The organism is Rhodopseudomonas palustris (assembly GCF_034479375.1).
Classification (GTDB): Bacteria; Pseudomonadota; Alphaproteobacteria; order Rhizobiales; family Xanthobacteraceae; genus Rhodopseudomonas; species Rhodopseudomonas palustris_M.
Map to the genome: position 1 here is coordinate 3458736 of NZ_CP140155.1, position 22756 is coordinate 3481491.

Annotated in this window: 20 protein-coding genes; 2 read left to right on the top strand and 18 right to left on the bottom strand. The window is 64.9% G+C overall.

What is annotated here, in order from left to right:
• Positions 1-6: 6 nt before the first annotated feature.
• From SR870_RS15710 to SR870_RS15730, 5 genes are all read right to left on the bottom strand, one after another.
• Positions 7-228: a 4Fe-4S binding protein gene (locus tag SR870_RS15710; RefSeq protein WP_322514473.1), complete on the bottom strand. Its 222-nt coding sequence runs from the start codon at positions 226-228 to the stop codon at positions 7-9.
• Between the two features lie 23 nt (positions 229-251).
• Positions 252-1808, bottom strand: a complete 1557-nt coding sequence (nifB, locus tag SR870_RS15715; protein ID WP_322514474.1) for a nitrogenase cofactor biosynthesis protein NifB — start codon at positions 1806-1808, stop codon at positions 252-254.
• A gap of 163 nt (positions 1809-1971) precedes the next feature.
• The gene (locus SR870_RS15720; RefSeq protein WP_322514475.1) at positions 1972-2166 is read right to left on the bottom strand and encodes a 4Fe-4S dicluster domain-containing protein; all 195 of its coding nucleotides are present in this window, start codon (positions 2164-2166) and stop codon (positions 1972-1974) included.
• Positions 2167-2435: 269 nt separating this feature from the next.
• Positions 2436-4187 carry a nif-specific transcriptional activator NifA gene (nifA, locus tag SR870_RS15725; RefSeq protein ID WP_322514476.1) on the bottom strand — a complete coding sequence of 584 codons (1752 nt, stop codon included), beginning with the start codon at positions 4185-4187 and terminating at the stop codon, positions 2436-2438.
• Between the two features lie 291 nt (positions 4188-4478).
• Complete coding sequence (locus tag SR870_RS15730; RefSeq protein ID WP_322518283.1) at positions 4479-5276, bottom strand: SDR family oxidoreductase; 798 nt, start codon at positions 5274-5276, stop codon at positions 4479-4481.
• Positions 5277-5622: 346 nt separating this feature from the next.
• Here SR870_RS15730 and SR870_RS15735 point away from each other — a divergent pair, with 346 nt between their 5' ends.
• The gene (locus tag SR870_RS15735; RefSeq protein ID WP_322514477.1) at positions 5623-6468 is read left to right on the top strand and encodes a xanthine dehydrogenase; all 846 of its coding nucleotides are present in this window, start codon (positions 5623-5625) and stop codon (positions 6466-6468) included.
• Positions 6469-6476: 8 nt separating this feature from the next.
• Here SR870_RS15735 and feoB read toward each other — a convergent pair whose 3' ends face one another.
• Both feoB and SR870_RS15745 read right to left on the bottom strand, forming a co-directional pair.
• Positions 6477-8357: a ferrous iron transporter B gene (feoB, locus tag SR870_RS15740; RefSeq protein ID WP_322514478.1), complete on the bottom strand. Its 1881-nt coding sequence runs from the start codon at positions 8355-8357 to the stop codon at positions 6477-6479.
• A gap of 10 nt (positions 8358-8367) precedes the next feature.
• On the bottom strand, positions 8368-8649 hold the full coding sequence (locus SR870_RS15745; RefSeq protein ID WP_322514479.1) for a FeoA family protein: 282 nt from the start codon (positions 8647-8649) through the stop codon (positions 8368-8370).
• A gap of 331 nt (positions 8650-8980) precedes the next feature.
• Between SR870_RS15745 and SR870_RS15750 the strand changes: the two genes are divergently transcribed.
• Complete coding sequence (locus SR870_RS15750) at positions 8981-9196, top strand: hypothetical protein (RefSeq protein ID WP_322514480.1); 216 nt, start codon at positions 8981-8983, stop codon at positions 9194-9196.
• A gap of 98 nt (positions 9197-9294) precedes the next feature.
• Here the strand turns inward: SR870_RS15750 and SR870_RS15755 are convergent, their stop codons facing one another.
• The 11 genes from SR870_RS15755 to SR870_RS15805 all read right to left on the bottom strand — a co-directional run bounded on the left by SR870_RS15755 (position 9295) and on the right by SR870_RS15805 (position 22699).
• Positions 9295-10680 (bottom strand): ribulose-bisphosphate carboxylase, encoded by a 1386-nt coding sequence (locus tag SR870_RS15755; RefSeq protein ID WP_322514481.1) that lies wholly within the window; start codon positions 10678-10680, stop codon positions 9295-9297.
• A gap of 58 nt (positions 10681-10738) precedes the next feature.
• Positions 10739-11824, bottom strand: coding sequence for a class II fructose-bisphosphate aldolase (fba, locus tag SR870_RS15760; RefSeq protein WP_322514482.1), 1086 nt, complete (start codon positions 11822-11824; stop codon positions 10739-10741).
• A gap of 57 nt (positions 11825-11881) precedes the next feature.
• On the bottom strand, positions 11882-13897 hold the full coding sequence (gene tkt / locus SR870_RS15765; protein ID WP_322514483.1) for a transketolase: 2016 nt from the start codon (positions 13895-13897) through the stop codon (positions 11882-11884).
• Between the two features lie 34 nt (positions 13898-13931).
• Positions 13932-14807, bottom strand: a complete 876-nt coding sequence (locus SR870_RS15770) for a phosphoribulokinase (protein WP_011439847.1) — start codon at positions 14805-14807, stop codon at positions 13932-13934.
• A gap of 33 nt (positions 14808-14840) precedes the next feature.
• Positions 14841-15872 (bottom strand): class 1 fructose-bisphosphatase, encoded by a 1032-nt coding sequence (locus SR870_RS15775; protein ID WP_322514484.1) that lies wholly within the window; start codon positions 15870-15872, stop codon positions 14841-14843.
• Between the two features lie 419 nt (positions 15873-16291).
• The gene (locus SR870_RS15780) at positions 16292-16993 is read right to left on the bottom strand and encodes an ABC transporter ATP-binding protein (RefSeq protein WP_322514485.1); all 702 of its coding nucleotides are present in this window, start codon (positions 16991-16993) and stop codon (positions 16292-16294) included.
• Positions 16986-17720: an ABC transporter ATP-binding protein gene (locus SR870_RS15785; protein ID WP_322514486.1), complete on the bottom strand. Its 735-nt coding sequence runs from the start codon at positions 17718-17720 to the stop codon at positions 16986-16988. Before SR870_RS15785 ends, SR870_RS15780 begins: the two co-directional genes overlap by 8 nt.
• The gene (locus tag SR870_RS15790; RefSeq protein WP_322514487.1) at positions 17707-18762 is read right to left on the bottom strand and encodes a branched-chain amino acid ABC transporter permease; all 1056 of its coding nucleotides are present in this window, start codon (positions 18760-18762) and stop codon (positions 17707-17709) included. The genes SR870_RS15785 and SR870_RS15790 overlap by 14 nt, the downstream gene beginning before the upstream one ends.
• A gap of 304 nt (positions 18763-19066) precedes the next feature.
• Positions 19067-20290, bottom strand: coding sequence for a substrate-binding protein (locus tag SR870_RS15795; RefSeq protein WP_322514488.1), 1224 nt, complete (start codon positions 20288-20290; stop codon positions 19067-19069).
• Between the two features lie 4 nt (positions 20291-20294).
• Positions 20295-21152, bottom strand: a complete 858-nt coding sequence (locus SR870_RS15800; RefSeq protein ID WP_322514489.1) for a branched-chain amino acid ABC transporter permease — start codon at positions 21150-21152, stop codon at positions 20295-20297.
• A gap of 32 nt (positions 21153-21184) precedes the next feature.
• On the bottom strand, positions 21185-22699 hold the full coding sequence (locus SR870_RS15805; protein ID WP_322514490.1) for an amidase: 1515 nt from the start codon (positions 22697-22699) through the stop codon (positions 21185-21187).
• Positions 22700-22756: the final 57 nt, after the last annotated feature.

The following is a 22756-nucleotide window of genomic DNA, read 5'->3' on the forward strand; positions in this document are numbered from 1 at the left end:
GTCACCTCAAGCAGCGCTGGCGCGCGGAACGGAATTGTCGATCACGCAGGTGCCGTGGACCGGGCACACCGCGACGCATTGCGGCACGTCGAAATGGCCGATGCATTCGGTGCATTTCGACGGGTCGATCATGAACACGCCGCGCTTCTCGGTGATCGCGACGTTGGGGCATTCCGGCTCGCAGGCCGAGCAGGAGGTGCATTGCGACGCGACGATCTTGTAAGCCATGCTCGGTGCCCGCTGCCCTGGCCTCAGCTCGCGACGAACGCGCCCTGGCGGATATCGGCGTCACCACGGGCGACGTGGCTGATCTCCGACTTGCCGACGCGTTCGAGGTAGTTCTTGAAATAGGCGATCACCGACTGCTCGATATATTCGAAAGCGTAGTCCTCGACCGCCTCGATCCCGGCGCCGGCCAGCGAATCCTTCGGGCACAGGCCGATCTTGGCGACCAGTACCGCGGTGCAGTCGTTCAGCGCCTTGAGGATCGGCTCGATGCCGGTCTCGCTGGCGTAGCCGCCCTCGCAATACAGATCGACGCGACGATGGCCGATGAACTTGGCACCGGCGGTCGAGACCTCGTAGATCTGGAATTCGTGCGCGTGGCCGAAATGCTCGTTGATCACGCCGCCGCCCTTGGTGGCGATCGCGACCTGGATCTTGATGGTGGCGGTCTCGTCGGCGAGCGTCGCCAGTTCGCGCTGCCTGGCGGCCGCGATGGCGTCGCGCTCGGCCTCGACCTTGGCCTGGTAGGCCTGGCGCGCGGCGAGATCGTATTCGACCTCCATCTCCATCACCTTGTCGGTGGTGAATTCGGCGCTGCGATCCTCACCGAGCAGGCCGACCGCGTCGGCGCGGCACTGCCGGCAATGCCGCATCATGTTCATCTCGCCTTCGCAGTCGTCCTGCAGCGCCTTGAGCTCCTGCGCCGACGGTCCGCGGCGGCCTTCGAGACCGAAAACCGTGCCGTGTTCCGGCTCGGAGATCAGCGGCATGATGTTGTGCAGGAAGGCGCCGCGCGACTTCACCGCCTTGTTGACCTCGATCAGGTGCCGGTCGTTGATCCCCGGGATCATCACCGAATTGACCTTCACCAGAATGCCGCGCGCGGTGAGCATCTCGAGCCCGAGCAATTGCCGCTCGCTGAGAATCTTCGACGCCTCGACGCCGGTGTAGCGGCGGTGGTTGTAGAAGATCCACGGATAGATCTGCGCGCCGATCTCCGGATCGATCATGTTGATGGTGATGGTGACGTGATCGACGTTCATCGCGACGATCTGCTCGACGTAATCGGGCAGCATCAGCCCGTTGGTCGACAGGCACAGCTTGATGTCGGGCGCCGTTGCGGTCACCAGCTCGAAGGTCTTGAATGTCTTGGCCGGATTGGCCAGCGCGTCGCCGGGGCCGGCGATGCCGAGCACCGTCATTTGCGGAATCGTCGACGCGACCGCGATCACCTTGCGGGCCGCCTGTTCCGGCGACAGCTTCTCGCTGACCACACCCGGACGCGACTCGTTGGCGCAATCATACTTGCGATTGCAGTAATTGCATTGAATGTTGCACGCCGGCGCGACCGCGACATGCATGCGGGCGAAATGGTGATGCGCCTGCTCGCTGTAACAGGGATGGTTCTTGACCTTCTCCCAGATCTCCGGGGGCAGATCGCCCTGTCCCGCCGCCGAGCCGCAGCCCGACTTGCCGTTGCCGCCCGTCGTGCTGCAGCCGGTCTGAGTTGCGCTGCTCCGCAACGCCTCGAACGAGGTCGCGCTCGATGCACCGAAATCGTGTAGTTGCAGCAGCTTGCTCATGTCCGGCCTCGTTCGATCGCCGCACAATCAGCGGCATGTCCGTGGGATGGGGTGCTGCAACCGAGCCGGCGACGTTGTTCAGACATCAACTGCGGGCGCGGCGATCCATCAAAGACGGCATCCGGCGGTCAAGGCGCCGGCTCGTCCTTCGGTCGAAGGTCGATCAGGCCGGCACGCAGGTATTGTCGACCGGGCACACCGCGACGCATTGCGGCTTGTCGAAGTGGCCTTCGCATTCGCTGCATTTGACGGCGTCGATCACATAGGTGCCGCGCTTCATCGAAATCGCGGCGTTCGGGCATTCGAACTCGCAAGCGCCGCAGACGGTGCACTGAGAGGTGATGATCTTGTAGGCCATGAGGCACTCCTGGGTTCACAGACGTTGTGCTGAACCACTGTCTTTCAAGCCCCGTGCCAGTTGGCCTTGTAGTTGATTTTAAAGGATTATCCGGCAACGACCGCCAGGCCGGCGGTGTCGGGGGCCTGACACTTGTCGCAAGTCTGACAGGTCGGAGCGGAGCCCAAAATCGACGAGAGCTTCGGTCTGATCACGATCAGGACCGAAGCTCTCGATGACCAGATGCGATTGTCAACGCGAACCAGTACCAACTTCCCGCGGAGACGCTGTCAGAAGTGCTTGAGCTCGATGTCGTACTTCTTCAGCGCGTAGCCGATCTGGCGCGGCGTCAGTCCGAGCAGGCGCGCGGCCTTCGCCTGGACCCAGCCGGAGCGCTCCATTGCACTGATCAGTCGTTCGCGTTCCGACATCGGTGCGCCATTGGCCGATTCGGCCAGGATCGACGCCGACCCCGGATCGGCCGGCGCAGTCACTTGCTCGCGCGTCGCCACAACTTCGAGCGGCGCCTTGCGGGGCATGACCTGCAGCGGAATCTGCGGCCGCGGCCGCACCGGCGCGGGTTCGGCGTGGCCCTTCCACAGGATCGCCGACAGGCACTCGTCCTGATGGCAGGCGAAATCGCTGTCGTTGATTTCCGGGCCCATCGCCAGCGTCGCCGTACGCCGCACGCAGTTTTCGAGTTCGCGAACGTTGCCGGGGAACGAGCAGGCCTTCAGCAATTCCAGCGCGTGCGGCTCGAATTGCAGCTCGCGATCGTTCTCCTTGTTGAAGTTCTTCAGAAACTCGCTTGCCAGCAGCGGAATATCGGTCGGCCGGTCGCGCAGTGGCGGCAGGATCATCGGCACGACATTGATGCGGTAGTACAGATCCGCGCGGAACTCCTTGCGCGCGACGGCCTCTTCGAGATTGCGGTTGGTGGCCGCGACGATCCGGACATTGACCTTGATGGTCTGATTTCCGCCGACCCGTTCGAATTCCTGCTCCTGCAGCACGCGCAACAGCTTGGCCTGGAACGACGCGGAGATCTCCCCGATCTCGTCGAGGAACAGGGTGCCCTTGTCGGCGAGTTCGAACCGGCCCTTGCGCGAGGCGATGGCGCCGGTGAACGCCCCCTTCTCGTGGCCGAACAGTTCGGATTCCAGCACCGATTCCGGCAGCGCGGCGCAATTGATCTTGATGAAAGGCCCGTTGGCGCGCGCCGATAATTCGTGGATCGCCTTGGCGATCAGCTCCTTGCCGGTGCCGGACTCGCCGCGCAGCAGCACCGGCGACTGCGATTTGGCAATGATGCTGACCTTGGCGAGCAGCGTGCGGATCGCCGGGCTTTCGCCGACGATGCCGTCGACGCGCACGCGCTTGCGCTCGCGCTGCGGCTTCAGCTCGTACAACTCTTTCTGCAGGCGATGGCTCTCAGCCATCAGCCGTTCGCGATCACGCGCCACCACGCGGTGCAGCTTCACGGTCTGGCCGATCAGATTGGCGACCATGGTGAGGAAGCGCACATCGGCGTCCATCCGGAAGTTCGACTGCCCGTCGCGAACCCGATCGATGGTCAGGGTGCCCACGACGCGCGAATCGATCCGGATCGGAACGCCGATGAACGACACGCGGGTCTCGTCGGTGGCGCCCAGCGCGAGCGCGTCGGCGGCCGAGAACATCGGATGCGTGGACACGTTGTCGGCGACCAAGGGCACCGACGTCGCCACGATCTGGTCGATCGCCTTCTGCGGCAGGCGCGCACGATAGCGGTTGTCGCTGCCTTCGTTCCAGCCGACGCCGACCGTGATGTCGGGGACGCTGTCGTCGGCCAGCAGCGAAACGACACCGTTTCGCATCTGCAGAAAGGACTGCAGCAGATTGACCACATTGGCGAGCGTGACTTCGAGCCGCGCCGGCGCCGTGAGGATTTTGGAAATCTCAAAAATTCCGGTGAGCGCAATCTCACTCAGAGGTATCGGGTTCTGGTTCATAGGCTGCCGCGATTGCTCGCTCTCGACAAGACGTACTTCGCGCTGAGCCATTGCTATCTCCATCGCTCCTGAGAGTTCCCCCCTTAGTTCCGGAGCATTACGAGATTGTGTATGATCCTCAACCAGATGTCGTGCTCAACTTGGCTGCATCACTGAGGAAGTTGATAGCGGTATCTGCACAGTTCGTCGCCAGAGCGGAAGTGTATGAATATGCACTGATTACTTAGTTACCAGCGAAAACAGCCACGCTTCGCATTGATGCAGCGCAAAACAAATCGATGAAAAGACACGCAGTCGCGTCCAGACGACAAAGATACCGACGAACTAATTGCGAGCTATTCGCTAGACGCGCTGGCCGCCGTTGATGTGGATTTCCTCGCCAGTGACATAGCTGGCGGCATCCGAGCAAAGGAAAAACATCACCTTTGCAACTTCTTCCGGTGTCCCGATACGGCGCATCGGGATAGTCGGCGCCAGCATCGCTTCGGTTTCAGGCGACAGGATATCGGTCTTGATCTCGCCCGGCGCGATCGCATTCACGCGGATGCCATAGGGTGCGTAGTCGTGCGCCATCTCGCGGGTGAGGCAGGTCAGCGCCGCCTTCGACGTCGCATAGGCGCTGCCGGCGAACGGGTGCACGCGCGAGCCGACGATCGAGGTGACGTTGACGATCGAGCCGCTGCCGGCGCGCAATTCGTCGAACAGGCCTTGCGCCAGCATCACCGGGGCCAGCAGATTGACGTGGAACACGCTCATCCATGTTCCGACCGGCGTATTCAGGGAGGTGAGCCGTTCGCCCTCCGCGCTCTTCGGCGAGATCGCGGCGTTGTTGATCAACGCGCTCAGCGGCCCTCCCGCCAGCTTCTCCTTGAGTTCGTCGATCGCGCGCGGCAGCGCCCGATGATCGGCCAGTTCGACGGCGACATGGTTTTCCATCCCGGTAGCCCACGGACAGCGATCATCCGAGAACGGCTGACGCGAGCAGGTGATGATCCGCCATCCGGCATCGGAGAACAGCTTCCCGGTGGCGTGGCCGATGCCACGGGAGGCGCCGGTCAGCACCAGCGTCTTCTGCTTGCCTGTCCGGGCCTGATGTTGATCGTTGTGAAACGGACAGGCTCCGCCGCCGGCGGCCGGCATCCCCTGCCCGCCGGATTCCGGTCCATGGCCCCCCGGATGTCCTGGCCGTTCGGCCTGCAACGGCTCGCTGTGCACGGGCGCCTCCATCGCTTGTTTCATTGACCGGGCTTTGCACGAAATGGGCCAAGGGACGCTCCATCGGCTTTCAAACGATATTCGCCGCTTTGTTGCCAGCCAATGTCATGAGACCGACACTGCGAAGCGTGACCGGCACGACAAAGCGTGATGTTTCCGACACCCCTTGGGATTCTGCCGGTACCCGTCGACAGTTTCGGCAGTTCCGCACATTGGTCCGAGCTTTGCTTAGTTGCCGGCTGATCGACCTTTCGCGACATCCAGGACCCGCATGCATCAGCCGATCCACCACAACCGCCGCCCGTTTGCGATCGTGCTCGGCACCAGCGAGATCGCCTCTGCGGTGGCGGTGCACCTGCACCGCGCCGGCTACTTCGTGGTGATGTCGCACGACCCGTTTCCGCCGGTGATCCGGCGCCGGATGTCGTTTCACGACGCGCTGTATGGCGATCCGGTGTCGGTCGACGGCATTGCGGGCGCGCGCGCTGACGACGGCGTGCAGATTCTCAAGGCGCGACGGCAGCCGCAGGCGATCCAGGTGTCCTGGCTGGTGCTCACCGACCTGCTGTCGGTGGCGAGCATCGATGTCCTGGTCGACGCGCGGCTGCAGAAGCACCAGGTGAAGCCGGACCTGCGCCGCCTCGCGCGGTCGAGCATCGGCCTCGGCCCCGGCTTTGCGGCGCACGTCAATTGCGACATCGCGATCGAGACCCGGCCCGGCCGTAGCGGACTCATCGTCGCCCAAGGCTGGACCGACGCCGCCGATGGCGTTGCCAGCCCGCTGGGTGATGCCGGCGCCGAGCGGTTTCAGTATTCGCAGACCAGCGGCCGCTGGCATACGCCGGTCGAAATCGGAAGCCGCGTCTTCAAGGGCTTTGTGCTCGGCCATCTGTCCGGTGAAGCGGTCCGCGCGCCGTGCGACGGCATCGTTCGCGGCATCGTCCGGGACGGCAGCGACGTGCCGGCTCAGGTGAAGCTGCTGGAGATCGATCCGCGCGGCCGGCACGCGCAATGGACCGGCATCGACGGCCGCGGCCGGACGATCGCAAAGGCGGTCTGCCTGGCGATCGAGACCGAGAGAACGCCCAGCGATCCGACCATCACCCAGCCGGTGTAGAGCAGGCCTCAGCCCGCGCCGAACGCGACCGCGACGTTGTAGGTGATCAGGCTCGCGACATAGGCCAGCGCGAACATGTAGATGAAGGTCACGCCCATCCAGCGCCAGCTTCCGGTCTCGCGCTTGATCACGGCGAGCGTCGAGGCGCATTGCGGCGCGAACACGAACCAGGCCAGCAGCGACAGCGCGGTGGCCAGGCTCCACTTCGAGGCCAGCACCTGGCCGATCTGGTCTGCGGCTTCCTTGCCGCCCTCGATGGCGTACACGGTGCCGAGCGCCGCCACCGCGACTTCGCGCGCGGCCATGCCCGGGATCAGCGCCACGCCGATCTGCCAGTTGAAGCCCAACGGGGCCAGCACCGGCTCGATCGCGTGCCCGATCATCGAAGCCAGGCTGTAGTCGATCGCCGGCTCGGTCGCCCCCGCCGGCGGCCGCGGGAACGACGCCAGGAACCAGATCAGCACCATCATCGAGAAGATCGTGGTGCCGGCGCGCTGCAGGAACATCTTGGCGCGGATATAGATGCCGATCGCCACGCTCTTCACCCGCGGCAGCTTGTAGTCCGGCAGTTCCAGCATGAACGGCGCCGGCTCGTAGTCGCGCCACATGAAGAACTTGATCAGCGCCGACACCGCGAGGGCGCTGACGATGCCCGCGGTGTACAGGCCGAACATCACCAGGCCCTGCAGATTGATCCAGCCGAACACCTGCTGCGCCGGAATGAAGGCGGAGATGATCAGGGTGTAGACCGGGATCCGCGCCGAACACGTCATCAGCGGCGCGATCAGGATCGTCGTCAGCCGGTCGCGGCGATTGTCGATCACCCGCGTCGACATGATGCCGGGGATCGCGCAGGCGAAGCTCGACAGCAGCGGAATGAACGCGCGGCCGTGCAGCCCGGCGCCGCCCATGATGCGGTCCATCAGGAACGCGGCGCGGGCCATGTAGCCGAGATCTTCCAGCAGCAGGATGAACAGGAAGATGATCATGATCTGCGGCAGAAACACGATGACGCTGCCGACGCCGGAGATCACGCCGTTCTGCAGGAAGCTCTGCAACAATCCTTCCGGCATCGTCGCACTGACGAAATCGCCGAGCGCGCCGAAGCCGTCCGCGATCAGTTCCATCAGCGGCTGCGCCCAGGAAAACACCGCCTGGAACATCACGAACAGGATCAGCAGCAGGATCGCGAGGCCGGCAACCGGATGCAGGACGACGGAATCGACCTTTGCGGTCAGCGTATGCGGCCGGGCCGGCAGGCTGACGCATTCGGCGATGATCTGGTCGGCCTCGCGCTGCAGAGCCCGCAGTTCCGCGGTGGTCAGCGGCCGCCAGTCGTTTGCGGTCGGCTCGGCGCCAATGTGCCCGGCGAATTCGTCGGTCCGCTTCAGCAGATCGACGGTGCCGCCCTTGCGGACCGCGATCGAGGTCACGACCGGAATGCCCAGTCGCTCGGACAGCTTTTCGAGGTCGACGGTGACGCCGCGACGCGTCGCGATGTCGAACATATTCAGCACCAGCATCAGCGGCCGGCCGGTCGCCTTGAGCTCGAGCATCAGCCGGAACGTCAGCCGGAGATTGGTGGAATCGGCGACGCAGAGAACCAGATCCGGCACGATCTCACCCGGCCGACGGCCGAGCACGACGTCGCGCGTGATCTCCTCGTCGGGGCTGCGGCCGCGCAGCGAGTATGTCCCCGGCAGGTCGAGGATGCTGACGATGCGACCGCCGGGCGTGGTGAACACGCCGGCCTTCCGTTCGACCGTCACGCCGGGATAGTTCGCGACCTTCTGGCGGCTGCCGGTCAGCGCGTTGAACAGCGAGGTCTTGCCGCTGTTCGGCGTTCCCACGAGCGCGAGGTTGAAGGGGTGGCTTTCGATCGAGCTCATCGCGCAATCGTCACATCAGTACGACGGCCATCGCCTCGCGTCGCCGGACGGCGATCGTGATATTGTCCACACGCACGGCGATCGGATCGCGGCCGATGATCCCTTCGTGCAGCACCTCGACTTTGGCGCCCTCGACGAAACCCAGCTCGATCAGCCGGCTTTCGAGCTCGACTGGCTGCAGCGCGGACGCCACCTTCTCCGAATCGATTGCCTGGACAATGCCGCGATAACCGCGCCGCGCATTGCCGAGCAGGATGGGCTGGTGGCCGTTGTGATGCAGCTTTGAGGTCATCGCCCGTTCTTCCAATCGTCGCCGCGGAGGTCAAGAGATTCAGCGCTGCGTCGATCGGAGTTTAGAACGATTGTAACAGGCGCTATCAATTCGCATCTAAGCCGGAACTGGCGAAGATTGGATTGATCCAGCACAAATGTGACGCCGTTTCCGATCGTTTCCCCGTCGTGAGCCGCGCGCGGACGTCGGTGGCTGTGGGAATGCGACGGCCGACCGGGCGCGTGCCACATGGGATTTTGTAAACCATGCAGTGTGAACACGCATTCCCATCCGAACGCGATTAAGGGTTCGGGGGCTGCAGCCATGCGAAGGTCAGACACGATGGTCAATTATGCCCTGCCGCGATTTCGGCGGCGAGGGCATCGTTTCGGGAATGGAAATGGCGTCGAAGAAGCGGGCCTCTCAAAGCCGACGCAAGCCGAAGCAGGTGACGGTTTGCACCACGTCGCTGACGACCATGATCGCCCAGAACCTCGCCAACATGGCGACGGTGTTCGCATCGTCGGGGTCGGTTCTGCTGTGTTTGCTGATCGCCCGGCGCTTCTGACCCGGAAAAGGGGGAATTGAGTAGCGCCCCCGAGCATCCATCGCAACGAAACGGCCCGCGCGAGGCGGGCCGTTTGACATCGCGATTGCAGGAACAGCTTAGGCGGCTGCGAGCTTCAGCGAGTTGCGCCAGTTCGGGAACAGCTTGTCGGCGTCCTGCGGGAAGCTCTCGAAGGCCCGGGCGAATTCGCGATGATCCTTGGCGAACTCCACCGGATCGGCGCCGGCCTTCCAGCACTGCTCGGCCTGCCGCAACGACTTGGCGCCCGCCGCACCGCCGTCGATATGACCGAAGGCGCCACCGCCCGCGGTCATGATCAGGTTGGAGTGGCCGAGATTTTCGAAGAAGCCGGGCATCCGCAGCGCGTTCATGCCGCCGGAGATGATCGGCGTCGTCGGATTCATGCCGAGCCATTCCTGATGGAAGAACGGACCGTCGGCCGAGTCCTCGGTGATCATGTAGGCCATCGCGCGGTCGGCCGCCTCGCCTTCCATCTTGCCGAAGCCCATCGTGCCGGTGTGGATGCCGGAGGCGCCCTGCAGCCGGGCCATCTTCGACAGCACGAAGGCGGTGTAGCCGCGCTTGCTCTGCGGCGAGGTCACCGCACCATGGCCGGCGCGATGATAGTGCAGATACTGCTTCGGGAAGGCGCGGCGCGCCGTGGTCACCGCGGCGGGGCCGGCGACGTAGCCGTCGACCAGGAAGGCGACGTGGTCGGCGTTGTCGGCGAAGGTCTCGAGGATGTATTCGCCGCGCGCGACCATTTCATAGTGATCGTCGGCGGTGATGTTGAACGAGAACAGCTTCGGCTCGCCGGTCTTGTCCTGAGCGCGGCGCATCGCGTCGTCGACCGCGCGCACCGTCTCCTTGAACGGCGCGAACACCTGGTTGCCCTGCGGCTCGTCGTTCTTGATGAAGTCGCCGCCGAGCCAGAAATCGTAGCAGGCATTGGCGAAGGGCTGCGGCCGCAGGCCGAGTTTCGGCTTGATGATGGTGCCGACGATGAAGCCGCCGTCGACCACCGGCCGGCCGAGCACGCGCCACAGATCCTTGATGGTGGTCGACGGACCGTCGAACAGCCGCAGATAAGCCGGCGGCACGTAGAAATCGTGCATCTTGGCGTATTCGACGTCGCCCATGCCCTGGTTGTTGCCGATCGTCAGCGTCAGGAACGAGGCGATCATCGCGCGGCCGTCGATCACGTTGCGATCGAACAGTTCGATCGGGTAGGCGATCTTCATGAGTTGCTTGGCTTCGTCGATCTCATAGACCAGCGCGTCGACGCCGCGGGTGAAGTCGTCGGTGGTGGAGACTTCGACATTGGTGCCGGTCGAGGATTCGGCCGAAAAATGTGCGGCGGTCTGCAGGAAATTGCCGAAGCCGTCCTTCGGCTTCATGATGTAGGCGCACAGCACATGCCGCCCGCCGGCGATCAGATCGCTTTCTTTGAGGTTGAGGTTGGCGTAGCGGCTCGACTGGTCCATCGTGGTCTCCTGAATGGCGAGTGCGGGGCGGCCGGTGGCCGCTCCCGATTGTTCCGAACTACTCTGCGGCTCTTGCCACCTGGCCGATCTGCGGATCGAGCGCGCCGGACTTGTAGCGCTTGGCCATTTCCGACAGCGGGATCACCTTGATCTTTGAGGCGTTGCCGGCGGTGCCGAACTGCTCGAAGCGCAGCCTGCAGAGATCGCGCATCGCGTCCATTGCGGGCTTGAGGAACTTGCGCGGATCGAACTCGGCCTTGTGCTCGGTCGCGATCTTGCGGAACACGCCGGTCATCGCGAGGCGACAATCGGTGTCGATATTGACCTTGCGGACGCCGTGCTTGATGCCGCGGACGATCTCCTCGACCGGAACACCGAACGTCTGCGGCATCGCGCCGCCGTATTTGTTGAAGGCTTCCTGCAGATCCTGCGGCACCGACGACGAGCCGTGCATCACCAGATGGGTGTTCGGCAGCCGGCGGTGAATCTCCTCGACCACCTTCATGGCGAGCACGTCGCCGTCGGGCTTGCGGGAGAACTTGTAGGCGCCGTGCGAGGTGCCCATCGCGATCGCCAGCGCGTCGACCTTGGTGGCGCGGACGAAGTCGACCGCCTGATCCGGATCGGTCAGCAATTGCTCGCGGCTGACCTTGCCCTCGACGCCGTGACCGTCTTCCTGCTCGCCGCCGCCGTGCTCGAGCGAGCCGAGCACGCCGAGCTCGCCTTCCACCGAGGCGCCGACCCAATGCGCCATATCGGTGACGCGGCGGGTGATGTCGACGTTGTACTCATAATCCGCCGCGGTCTTGGCGTCGGCCTTGAGCGAGCCGTCCATCATCACCGAGGTGAAGCCGTATTTGATCGCGGTGGCGCAGGTGGCTTCGTCGTTGCCGTGATCCTGATGCATGCACAGCGGGATGTCGGGATACATCTCCGCCAGCGCGTCGATCATCTTCGCCAGCATGATGTCGTTGGCGTAGGAGCGCGCACCGCGCGAGGCCTGGATGATCACCGGCGCGTCGACCGCGGCCGCCGCCTCCATGATCGCGAGCCCCTGCTCCATGTTGTTGATGTTGAACGCGGGCACGCCGTAGCCGTGCTCTGCGGCGTGATCCAGCAATTGCCTCAAGGTGATACGCGCCATGATGGCTCCTGTCTTAAATGTTGAAGAACGATCCGGTGTTGATCGGTGTCATGTCGATCAATGTTTGCTGCGGGCGATCGCGGCCTTGGCCGCCTCCGTGACCGCATCCGCGGTGATGCCGAATTTCTGGTACAGCACCGGCGCCGGCGCCGAGGCGCCGAAGCCGGTCATGCCGACGAACGCGCCGCCGTCGCCGATCCAGCGCCGCCAGTCGATGTCGCGCGCCGCCTCGATGCCGATCCGCGGCGTAGTCCCGAGCACGGTCGCACGGTAAGCGTCGTCCTGCTCGGCGAACAGTTCGAAGCAGGGCGCCGAGACCACCGCGGCCTTGATGCCCTCACCCTCGAGCTTGCAGGCGGCTTCCAGCGCCAGCGATACTTCCGAGCCGGTGGCGATCAGTGTGACATCGCGTTCGGCGGGATCGATGACCAAATAAGCGCCACGCGAAACCTGATTGTCGGCGACGCCATTGGGCCGCGGCAGCATCGGCAGCGCCTGCCGCGACAGCGCCAGCACCGAGGGCCGGCTCGTCTGCTTCAGGGCACAGTCCCAGGCCTGCGCGGTCTCGATCGCATCCGCCGGACGGAACACCAGCAGATTCGGGATCGCCCGCAACGACGCGACGTGCTCGACGGGCTGATGGGTCGGGCCGTCTTCGCCGAGGCCGATCGAATCGTGGGTCATGACGTGGATGACGCGGATGCCCATCAGCGCCGCGAGCCGGATCGCCGGCCGGCTGTAATCGGCGAACACCAGGAAGGTTCCGCCATAGGGAATGAAGCCGCCATGCAGCGCGATGCCGTTCATCGCCGCCGCCATGCCGAATTCGCGGATGCCGTAGTGCAGGTAAGCGCCGCCATAGGCACCGGGCTTGACCGACGCGGAGCCCTTGGCGTGGGTGAGGTTGGAATGCGTCAGGTCGGCGGATCCGCCGAGCAGGTTCGGCGATGCCGGCACCAGCGCGTTGATGGTGAGTTGCGACGCCTGCCTTGTGGCGATCGACGGCTGCTCCGCCGCAAAGCCGGCGATCAGCGCCTTCAGCGCCGGTTCGTAGTCCGCAGAGAGCTTGCCGGCCAGCACGCTCTCGAAGCCGGCGCGGGTCGCGGCATCGACGCCGCCGAGCCGCTCGGCCCAGGCCTGATGCGCGGCCTTGCCGCGGCTGCCCGCCTCGCGCCAGCGCGCGACGATCGCATCCGGAATTTCGAACGGCGCGTGCGGCCAGTTCAATGCGGCGCGGGTCTTCTCGACTTCGTCGGCGCCGAGCGGCGCGCCGTGCGCCTTTTCGGTGCCCTCGACCTTGGGCGAGCCGAAGCCGATCTTGGTGCGGCAGGCGATCAGCGACGGCCGGTCGCTCTGCCTGGCGTGCTCGATCGCGGCCGCCACCGCCTCCGGATCGTGGCCGTCGACGCGCGTCGTGGCCCAGCCCGACGCGGCAAAGCGCGCGAGCTGATCGTCCGAACACGACAGCGAGGTGTCGCCGTCGATCGAGATGTGGTTGTCGTCCCACAGCAGGATCAGCTTGTTGAGCTTGAGGTGCCCGGCGAGCGAGATCGCCTCGTGGCTGACGCCTTCCATCAGGCAGCCGTCGCCGGCAATCACATAGGTATAGTGATCGACCAGCGCGTCGCCGTAGCGCGCGTTCAGCATCCGCTCGGCGAGCGCCATGCCGACCGAGGTGGCGAGACCCTGACCGAGCGGGCCGGTGGTGGTCTCGACGCCCTTGGTGTGGCCGTATTCGGGATGGCCGGGGGTCTTCGAGCCCCACTGCCGGAAGGATTTGAGCTGATCGATCGTGACCTCTTCGACGCCGGTCAGATGCAGCAGCGCGTAGAGCAGCATCGAGCCGTGGCCGGCAGACAGCACGAAACGGTCGCGATCGGGCCAGGCCGGATCGGCAGCGTCGAACTTCAGGAAGCGGGTGAACAGCACGGTGGCGACATCCGCCATGCCCATCGGCATGCCGGGGTGGCCGGACTTCGCCTTCTCGACCGCATCGATGGCGAGGAAGCGGATCGCATTGGCCATCTCGGCGTGGCCGACCTGGTCGTGGAGTTCGCGTGCGGAGATATTCAAGCCGGCCTCCCGGAAGTGGAATGATGACGCATGTTTATTTCACGCCCCGCTTGCGGTCGACCAGTTGCATGATCAGCGGCGTCAGGATGAGCTGCATGGCCAAATCGAGCTTGGCGCCGTGGATCACGATCGAATTGGCGCGCGACATGAAGCTGCCCTGGATCATCGACAGCAGATAGGCGAAATCGATGCCGCGCGGGTCCTTGAAGCGGATCACCACCATCGACTCGTCGGCAGTCGGAATCCATCGCGCGATGAACGGGTTCGACGTATCGACCGTCGGCACGCGCTGGAAATTGATGTCGGTCTCGGCGAATTGCGGCACGATGTAGTGCACGTAGTCCGGCATCCGGCGCAGGATGGTGTCGGTCACCACCTCGGTGGTGTAGCCGCGATCGGCGCGGTCGCGGTGCAGCTTCTGGATCCACTCCAGATTGATCACCGGCACCACACCGATCTTGAGGTCGGCGTGTTGCGCAACGTTGACCTTCTCGGTGATCACCGCGCCGTGCAGACCTTCGTAGAACAGCAGATCGGAATCCGCCGGCAGCGAGTGCCAGTCGGTGAAATTGCCGGGGGCTACGCCGTGGACCGCGGCTTCCTTGTCGTCATGAACGTAGGTGCGGGTCTTGCCGGTGCCGGTGGTGGCGTAGTCGCGGAACGTCGTCTCAAGTTCCTCGAACAGATTGGTCTCGGGGCTGAAATGGCTGAAGTGCCGGTTTCCCAGCGCGGCCTCCTCGGCCATCTTGGTGCGCATGTCGACGCGGTTGTAGCGGTGAAACGCGTCGCCCTCGATGTAGGCGGCGTTGACGTTCTCGCGGCGGAAGATCTGCTCGAACGTTCGCTTGACGGAGGTGGTGCCGGCGCCGGAGGAGCCGGTGATGGAGATGATCGGATGCTTACGAGACATGGATTCACATTTCCAACAATTTGGGGACTTCGTTCAGGTCCGGAACAGGCCGCGGCGCCCGAACAACGGCGCCGTCCGTGAGGCCGCGCTGGGATCGAGGTGCAGCTCGACGATGCGATGAACCTTGTCGCTCGACCCCATGATCAGCGGCGAACGCTGATGGGTCGAGCTCGCAACGACCTCGAGCACGCGCTCGCGGCCGGTGGACGCCGCGCCGCCGGCCTGCTCCATCACGAACGCCATCGGATGGGTCTCGTAGAGGACACGCAGCCTGCCTTCGCCATAGCCCGGGCGCGAATCCGCCGGATACAGGAAGACGCCGCCGCGGGTGAGAATGCGATAGGCCTCCGCCACCAGCGAGCCGATCCAGCGCATGTTGAAGTTCTTGGCGCGCGGGCCGTCGGATCCGGCCAGACACTCGTCGACGAAGTCGCGCACCGGCTGCTCCCAGTGGCGATGGTTCGAGGCGTTGATGGCGTATTCGGCGGTGTCGGCCGGCACCTGAACGCGCTCGCGGATCAGCCGATAGGTCTTTGCGGCGCGGTCGAGCGTGAAGATGTCGACGCCGTCGCCGAGCGTCAGCACCAGCGAGGTCTGCGGTCCGTAGACCACGAAGCCGGCGGCGAGCTGGCAGCTGCCCGGCGCGGTGAACGGCGCCACGCCCGCCTCGTTCGGAATGACCGAGAAGATCGTCCCGACCGTCATGTTGGTGTCGATGTTCGACGAGCCGTCGAGCGGATCGTAGGCGATCGAGATCGGTGCCTGCGGGTCGCCCATCAGCAGCGTGTCGGACTCCTCGGAGGCCAATGCCGCGTAGGGAACCTTCTTCAGCGCCGCGACGATGGCAGCCTCGGCGCGGACGTCGAGATCCTTTTGGACGTCGCCGTCCGCATTGCTCGCGCCATGCGCCGCGCCGGTGATCCCGGCCAGCGCGCCCTGCCCGATCAGGTCAGAGATTTCGATCGACGCTTCGGCGATTGCGCCGACTGCCGCGGCAACCGCGCGCGTGCGCGGGTCCGTCCCGTACGAGTCTAAGAGACGTGATAACGTCTGACCCTGATCCATCCCTAAACCCCCAACCACGCCACCCGGCCAACTTGTCGCAGTGAGCCCATCACCCGGGGGTTGTGGGCTCAACCACAGCATAAGAGAAATTTTATTTTCCTTGCTACCGCCGCAAGAAATCTTATATCGCGCCACCCTATCTAAATACCGCAGAGTGAGCGTTCATCGTCATCCATGCATGCAGTGAATGTCGCCCGCCGTGATCTAAATCAGAAACACGACATCAGGATGCGTCGCCGCTCATCAGCGGATGGGCTTCATGCTGGACCGCGAACGGCCGCAACGATCCGTCGACATCGGAGGCGGCCCCGTTGTGGGGCCAGGCGGGCAAACGAGAATGGAGCAATCATGACGCGCCCTGATACGCGCCGCTCGATGGGGCGTCGGCGCGGGCCGGGGCCGATCCTGCGGCGCGGGCGCTACGGCGCCAGATATTGCAGCAGGCGCGGGTCGTTGCGGACGTCCTCGGCGGTTCCGGTCAGCGCCACCCGTCCACGATCCAGCACATAGGCGCGGTCGGCGACCCGCAGCGCCAGATCGAGATGCTGCTCGACGATGACCACGGCAATCTCCTTGGCCAGTGCGATCAGCCGGTCGGTGATCTCCTCGATCACGCCGATCCACACCCCCTCGGTCGGCTCGTCGAGCAGCAGCACGCGCGGCTCCGACAGCAGCGCCCGGCCGATCGCCAGCATCTTGCGCTCGCCGCCGGACAGCGTGCCGGCCGCCTGATCGAGCCGTTGCCCGAGTTTCGGGAACATCTCCAGCACCCGGTCGACCGCGCCGCTGTCCTTGTTGGTCAGCGCGCCGACCGCGAGATTGTCGCGGATCGACAGCCGCGCGAACACCGGATGATCCTGCGGCACGTAGCCGAAGCCGGCGCGGATGCGTTGCTCGGTCGGCAGCTTGGTGACGTCGCGGGCGTCGAGCGAGACGCTGCCGCGCTTCACGGGCAATTCGCCCATGATCGCCTTCATCAGCGTGGTCTTGCCGGCGCCGTTGCGGCCCAGAATGGCGACGCCGCCGCGCCACGGCACCGTCATCGACACGCCGAACAGCACCTGGCTGCGGCCATAGCCGGCGTCGAGATCGCGAATGTCGAGATACTGATCCTCAGGCACGGCGCAGATAAACCTCTTGAACCTTGGGGCAGGTCTGGATTTCCGCGATCGTCCCGCTGTTCAGCACCGCGCCCTGATCGAGCACGGTCAGGCGGTCGCAGATGTCGCGGATGAAGTCGAGGTCGTGCTCGACGATCACCAGCGAGCAGCGCGACTTGATCGGCGCCAGCAGTTCGCCGGTGACGCGGCGCTCCTCGAGGCTCATGCCGCCGGTCGGCTCGTCGAGCAGCAATAATTTCGGTTCGGGCGCCAGCGCCATGGCGATCTCCAGCCATTGCTGCTGCCCGTGCGACAGCGCCGACGCATGCTCGCCGGCGCGGTCGACCAGCCGGAACTGCTCCAGCATCGCCATCACCTTGTCGTGCAGCGCACCGCGGGTGCGCGAGAACATCAGTTTGGTCAGCGCGGTCTGGCCCTGCAGCGCCAGCAGGACATTGTCGTAGAGCGTCAATGCCGGCAGCACGCTGGTGATCTGGAACTTCAAACTCATGCCGGCGCGCGCGCGCTCGGCCGGGGTTGCCGCAGTGATGTCCTGGCCGTCGAATGTGACTTTGCCTTCAGTCGGCACCTCGGCGCCGGCGATGCACTTCATCATCGTGCTCTTGCCGGAGCCGTTCGGCCCGATCAGGCCGTGGAACTCGTTCGGCTGCACGATCAACTCGGCACCATTCAGCGCGGTGAGCTTGCCGAAGACCTTCTTCAGGCCGCGCGCTTCAAGCAGCGCCATGGTCGCGCTCCTTCCGGTGCGGCTTCGGCGGCCGGCCGAAGCTGCCGATCCGCTCGCTGTGACTGACGATCAGGCTGACCAGGCCGGCCGGACGGAACAGGATCACCAGCAGCATCAGGCAGCCGAGGATGATCGGCCAGATGTCCTGATAGGAATTCGACAGCCAGAACGACACGATCTCGATCACCACGGTGCCGATCACCGCGCCGATCAGCGTGCCGGAGCCGCCGAACAGCACATACAGCACCACCTGCGTCGACATCACCACGCCGAGCATATTGGGCCAGACGAAGCCTTCGTGGAAGGCGTAGAGGCTGCCGGCAAGTCCGGCGATCGCGCCGGCGAGCGAGAAGATGATCGCCTTGATATGCTGCACCTGGTAGCCGAAAAAGGCGATGCGCTGCTCGTTCTCGCGCAGGCCGGCAAGCGCGAGTCCAAACTGCGACTTGGTCAGGAAGCGGCAGCCGAGATAGACCAGCAGCAGGATTCCCAGGACGAAATAATAGAAGACCGGCCCTTCGGTGAGATCATAGCCGCCGAGATGCATCGGCGGGATCGACGGGATGCCGTTCTGGCCGCCGAGATAGTACCAGCCGCGCGCCAGCCGGTCGAACGCATAGGAGCCGGTCAGCGTCCCGAGCGAGACGAAAATCACGCTGGAGGGATTGCGCCCGAGCAGCAGGAAGCCGCCGATCAGGAGCGCGATGCTGAACCCGATCAGGACGCCGGCGGGGAGCACCAGCAACATCGAAGTGACGTCGAGATCGCGCGCCAGCAGCGCGACGCCGTAGCCGGCCGAGCCGAAGAACACCGCCTGACCGAAGCTCATGATGCCGGAATAGCCCCACACCAGATCGAACGACAGCGCGAACAGGCACAGGATCAGCACCCGCGTGCCGAATATCGTGAGATAGTCCTGCAGCACCAACGGCAGCAGCAGGCCGATCGCCAGCGCGACAAGCTCGATGATCGGCAGCACCTTCAGGCGGCGTCCCGCCCGGGGGGCTGCGATCGGCGCGACTGTCGAAGAAGTTTCGGTCATCGATCCGCCAGGGTGATGGTGAGAAGGACTGCGTGCGGGCAGAGCGCTGTCGCGACTGCTCCCTCTCCCCGCGCGCGGGGAGAGGGTCGGGGTGAGGGGGCGTCTCGGCGAGTCCGAGCGGTTCGGTTGGAAAGAGCTAGAGAGGCCCGGCTCGCAAGAGCCTGAGCGGCTCGGCTGCGTCGAGAGGCCCCCTCACCCGGCTCGCATCTGACGATGCGTGCCGACCTCTCCCCGCACGCGGGGAGAGGCGCAGGCTGTGCCAGCCGAAGACGCGCAGGCCGACCGGCGTATGGCGCGTTCGCCATCAGCATTCCTTCGGATCCACCAGCCCCTTGCTGCGCTCGACGATCTCGTAGCTGCCGTTCTTGGCGACGGCGGTGTACATGTTCATCTTGCAGTGGCGCTTGCCGGGAACCATTTCGGCCGGGCCGCCCGGGCCTTCGGCGATCTTGGCGTGGTCGAGCGCGGCGGCGACGCCGTCGCGGTCGATCTTGCCGGCTTCCTTGACGGCGGCTTCCCACAGCTTCAGGCCGCGATAGGTGCCGGTGGCGGCGCTGCCGGCCGCGAACAGAAAGGTGCCGGGAAACGCCTTGTCGTATTCGGCCTGGATCTTGGCGCTGGCCGGATCGTCCTTCGCGACCGCCTTGAAGTAATCGAGGCAGCTCGCCAGCCCCTCGATCTCGGCGGGCTGATTGATGCCAAGCGTGTTCTCGTCGTAATACACGCAAGCGAGCCGGCCGCCGTTCTTGAGGAAGCCCGCTTCATAGAGCTGCTTGAACATCGGACCGACGCCCGGCGGGATCACGGTGTTGAACACCACGTCGACCTTGTTGGAGATGATGCGGTTGACGGTCGAGGAGAAGTCGATCTGGTCGAGCGGATAGTATTCTTCCAGCACCACCTCGCCGCCATTGGCCTCGATCACCTTGCGGGCGTAAACGTTGAGCGTGTGCGGCCACACATAGTTGGCGGAGGGCAGCGCGAAGCGCTTGCCGCCGTTCTTGATCAGCCACGGAATGAATTCGTCGCACTGCTGCGCCGGCGTCGGTCCGGTGCAGAACAGGTTCGCCGTGCACTCCTTGCCTTCGTAGAGCTGCGGATAGATGTACAGCGTCTTGCCGCGCGAAACGATGACGTCCTTGATGGCGTTGCGCATCGACGAGGTGACGCCGCCCAGCACCATATCGACCTTGTCGCGCTGGATCAGCTTGCGGACGTTGCCGACCGCCACGGCTTCGTTGGACGCGGTGTCCTCGATGTACAGTTCGAGCGGCCGGCCGAGCAGGCCGCCGGCATCGTTGATCTGCTTGACCACCATCTTGGCGACGTTGGCGTCGGCATTGCCGGCATAGCCGATCGGGCCTGTGAGATCGGTGGCGATGCCGACCTTGATCGGGGCGGCCGCGGCGTTGGCCCAGTCCGGCCGCACCACCCAGCTGCCGACGCCGGTGGCCAGCGCTGTGCTGGCGAAGGCGAAATTGGACAAAAAGCGGCGGCGCGTGAAACCTTGATTGCTGTCGCTGGACATCAGGCTAGATCCCTTTTCCCGAAACGAGGCCCTGTGGCCGGAACTTGATGAAGATGATGGCGAGGACGAAGACGAGGACGTCCGCGATCACCGGCTGGATCACCCACGGCAGCGCCGCCGACAGCGTGCCGATCACCGCCGCGCCGGCGACAGGTCCCGCGAACGATCCGATGCCGCCGACCATCACGGCGACGAAGCCCTGAATCAGGAAGCGCAGGCCGAGATCGGCGAACAGCGAGAACACCGGCACGATCAGTGCGCCTGCAAGCCCGGCCAGCGCCGCGCCGAACGCGAAGGTGGCGCCGTAGATCGCGTTGGTGGAAATGCCGGATGCGCGCGCCAGCGCCGGATTCTCCAGCGAGGCCCGGACCCGCAGGCCGAACGAGGTGCGCGACAGCAACAGATAGCTCGCCACCATCACCAGCGCGGTGATGACGATGATCACCAGCCGCCAGGTCGAGAAATGCATCGAGCCGAGCGCGACCGAGCCGCCGACCGGCTCCGGCACCGAGATATAGAGACCGCCGATCAGGCCGCGGACGATCTCGCGGATGATCAGGCCGAGCGCATAGGTGCCGAGCATCGCCACGATCGGCGCGGCGTAGAATCTGCGCACGATCAGTCGTTCGAGCACGAAGCCGAGCGCGCCGACCACGAACGGCGCCGCCACCATGCCGAGCCACACCGGAAGGCCCGCGGTATAGGCCAGATAGGTGACGTAGGCGCCGAGCAGGACGAACTCGCCCTGCGCGAAATTGAAGATCCCCATCATGCTGGCGATGATCCCGAGCCCCAGCACCACCAACACGACGATGGCGCCGAAGCTCAGGATTTCGAACAAGGCGACGAGCAGGTTTTCCATTCGACCTTACCGGCTGACGGGGATCGGACCTGTCACATCGTCTTCCAGTCGCCGGACTGCTCGAAGGCATGCGCCGCGCGATAGATCGTCGGCTCGTCGAAATGCTTGCCGATCAGCATCAACCCGACCGGCAGGCCGTCGACCATGCCGCACGGGATCGACATCGCCGGATGATGGGTGATGTCGAACGGCGCGGTGTTGCTGATCATCTCGAAGGCGCGGCCGATGATTTCTTCGCGGCTGGCGCCAGGCGCCGGCAGCGGCGTCGCCTTCATCGGCGTGGTCGGCATCAGCAGCAGATCGAACTTCGCCAGCGCCTGGTCGTAGGCGGCCGTGACGCGGCGCGAGATGTTCTGCGCCTTGCCATAGTAACGCGGGCCGAAGGTGTTGTTGATATAGGTGCCGAACAGCAGCATCATCTTGGTGGTTTCGGACAGCGAATCCGCCTGCTCGCGCCAGCCGCGATGCGCCTTCATCAGCGCCGTCGAATACAGGTCGGGCCGACTGAGGCCGTAGCCGTCGCCGAACATCATGGTCTGGGTCATGCCTTCGGTGCCGATCGGCATCCACACCGCGGCGGCGAGATTATGCGACGGGATGGAAATTTCCTCCACGGTCGCGCCGAGGCTCGCGAGGCGCTTGGCGGCCTCGCGCACGCTCTCGTTGACCGCGGGCTCGGCGCCGGCCTGCTCGAAGCCCTCGCGGACGAGGCCGATCTTCATGCCCTTGACGTCGTGGCCCAGCGCCTTGGTGTAGTCGTGCAGCTTGGGCGCGCGGATGCGCGGATCGTAGCCGTCGTCGCCGGCGAGCACTTCCAGCAGCAGCGCGTTGTCTTCGACATTCGCGGTCATCGGCCCGGTGTGGTCGACGAAGACTTCGATCGGCATGATGCCGGTGTAGGGCACCAGGCCCCAGGTCGGCTTCATGCCGTAGGTGCCGCTGAACGACGACGGCATCCGGATCGAACCGCCCTGGTCGCCGCCGATCGCCATGTCGGCCTCGCCGAGCGCGACCACCACGGCGCTGCCCGAGGACGAGCCGCCGGCCGAGTAGCCCATCTTGTGCGGATTGTGCACCGGACCGTTGGAGCCGGTATGGCTGCCGCCGGACATGCAGAAATGTTCGCAATGCGTCTTGCCGAGAATTTCGCCGCCGGCGTCGAGAATCCGCATCACGATGGTCGCATCGAAATCTGGAACGAAGCCTTCGAGCGTCGAGGAGCCGTTCATCATCGGCACGCCGGCCAGCATGATGTTGTCCTTGAGCGCGACGGTCTTGCCCTTCAGCTTGCCGGAGGCGGCGCCCTTCACGGTCGCCTTGCGATACCAGGCGTTGCGCGGGTTTTCCTCGGCGCCGGGCTGATAGCCGGGCGTGCGCGGATACTTCACCAGCGGCACTTCGTCCGGCAGAGCGGCGACGACGTTGTAGGCGTCGACCGACGGCTGCATCAGCGCGCGGAAGGACATCACGTCTTCATCGGTGAGCGACAGGCCGCACTGATCGGCGACATCGAGAAGCTGCGTGGGTGTGGGAAGTGATACTGCCAAGGTTGTCCTCCTGCGCATGGTCCGACCGGCGGCGCCGGTCCGGGGAAGACCGGCCGC

Coding starts and splice junctions, on each gene's coding strand:
- SR870_RS15710 (WP_322514473.1), bottom strand. CDS start 228: ATGGCTTACAAGATCGTCGCGTCGCAATGCACCTCCTGCTCGGCCTGC.
- nifB (WP_322514474.1), bottom strand. CDS start 1,808: ATGAGCAAGCTGCTGCAACTACACGATTTCGGTGCATCGAGCGCGACC.
- SR870_RS15720 (WP_322514475.1), bottom strand. CDS start 2,166: ATGGCCTACAAGATCATCACCTCTCAGTGCACCGTCTGCGGCGCTTGC.
- nifA (WP_322514476.1), bottom strand. CDS start 4,187: ATGGCTCAGCGCGAAGTACGTCTTGTCGAGAGCGAGCAATCGCGGCAG.
- SR870_RS15730 (WP_322518283.1), bottom strand. CDS start 5,276: ATGCCGGCCGCCGGCGGCGGAGCCTGTCCGTTTCACAACGATCAACAT.
- SR870_RS15735 (WP_322514477.1), top strand. CDS start 5,623: ATGCATCAGCCGATCCACCACAACCGCCGCCCGTTTGCGATCGTGCTC.
- feoB (WP_322514478.1), bottom strand. CDS start 8,357: ATGAGCTCGATCGAAAGCCACCCCTTCAACCTCGCGCTCGTGGGAACG.
- SR870_RS15745 (WP_322514479.1), bottom strand. CDS start 8,649: ATGACCTCAAAGCTGCATCACAACGGCCACCAGCCCATCCTGCTCGGC.
- SR870_RS15750 (WP_322514480.1), top strand. CDS start 8,981: ATGCCCTGCCGCGATTTCGGCGGCGAGGGCATCGTTTCGGGAATGGAA.
- SR870_RS15755 (WP_322514481.1), bottom strand. CDS start 10,680: ATGGACCAGTCGAGCCGCTACGCCAACCTCAACCTCAAAGAAAGCGAT.
- fba (WP_322514482.1), bottom strand. CDS start 11,824: ATGGCGCGTATCACCTTGAGGCAATTGCTGGATCACGCCGCAGAGCAC.
- SR870_RS15770 (WP_011439847.1), bottom strand. CDS start 14,807: ATGTCTCGTAAGCATCCGATCATCTCCATCACCGGCTCCTCCGGCGCC.
- SR870_RS15775 (WP_322514484.1), bottom strand. CDS start 15,872: ATGGATCAGGGTCAGACGTTATCACGTCTCTTAGACTCGTACGGGACG.
- SR870_RS15785 (WP_322514486.1), bottom strand. CDS start 17,720: ATGGCGCTGCTTGAAGCGCGCGGCCTGAAGAAGGTCTTCGGCAAGCTC.
- SR870_RS15790 (WP_322514487.1), bottom strand. CDS start 18,762: ATGACCGAAACTTCTTCGACAGTCGCGCCGATCGCAGCCCCCCGGGCG.
- SR870_RS15795 (WP_322514488.1), bottom strand. CDS start 20,290: ATGTCCAGCGACAGCAATCAAGGTTTCACGCGCCGCCGCTTTTTGTCC.
- SR870_RS15800 (WP_322514489.1), bottom strand. CDS start 21,152: ATGGAAAACCTGCTCGTCGCCTTGTTCGAAATCCTGAGCTTCGGCGCC.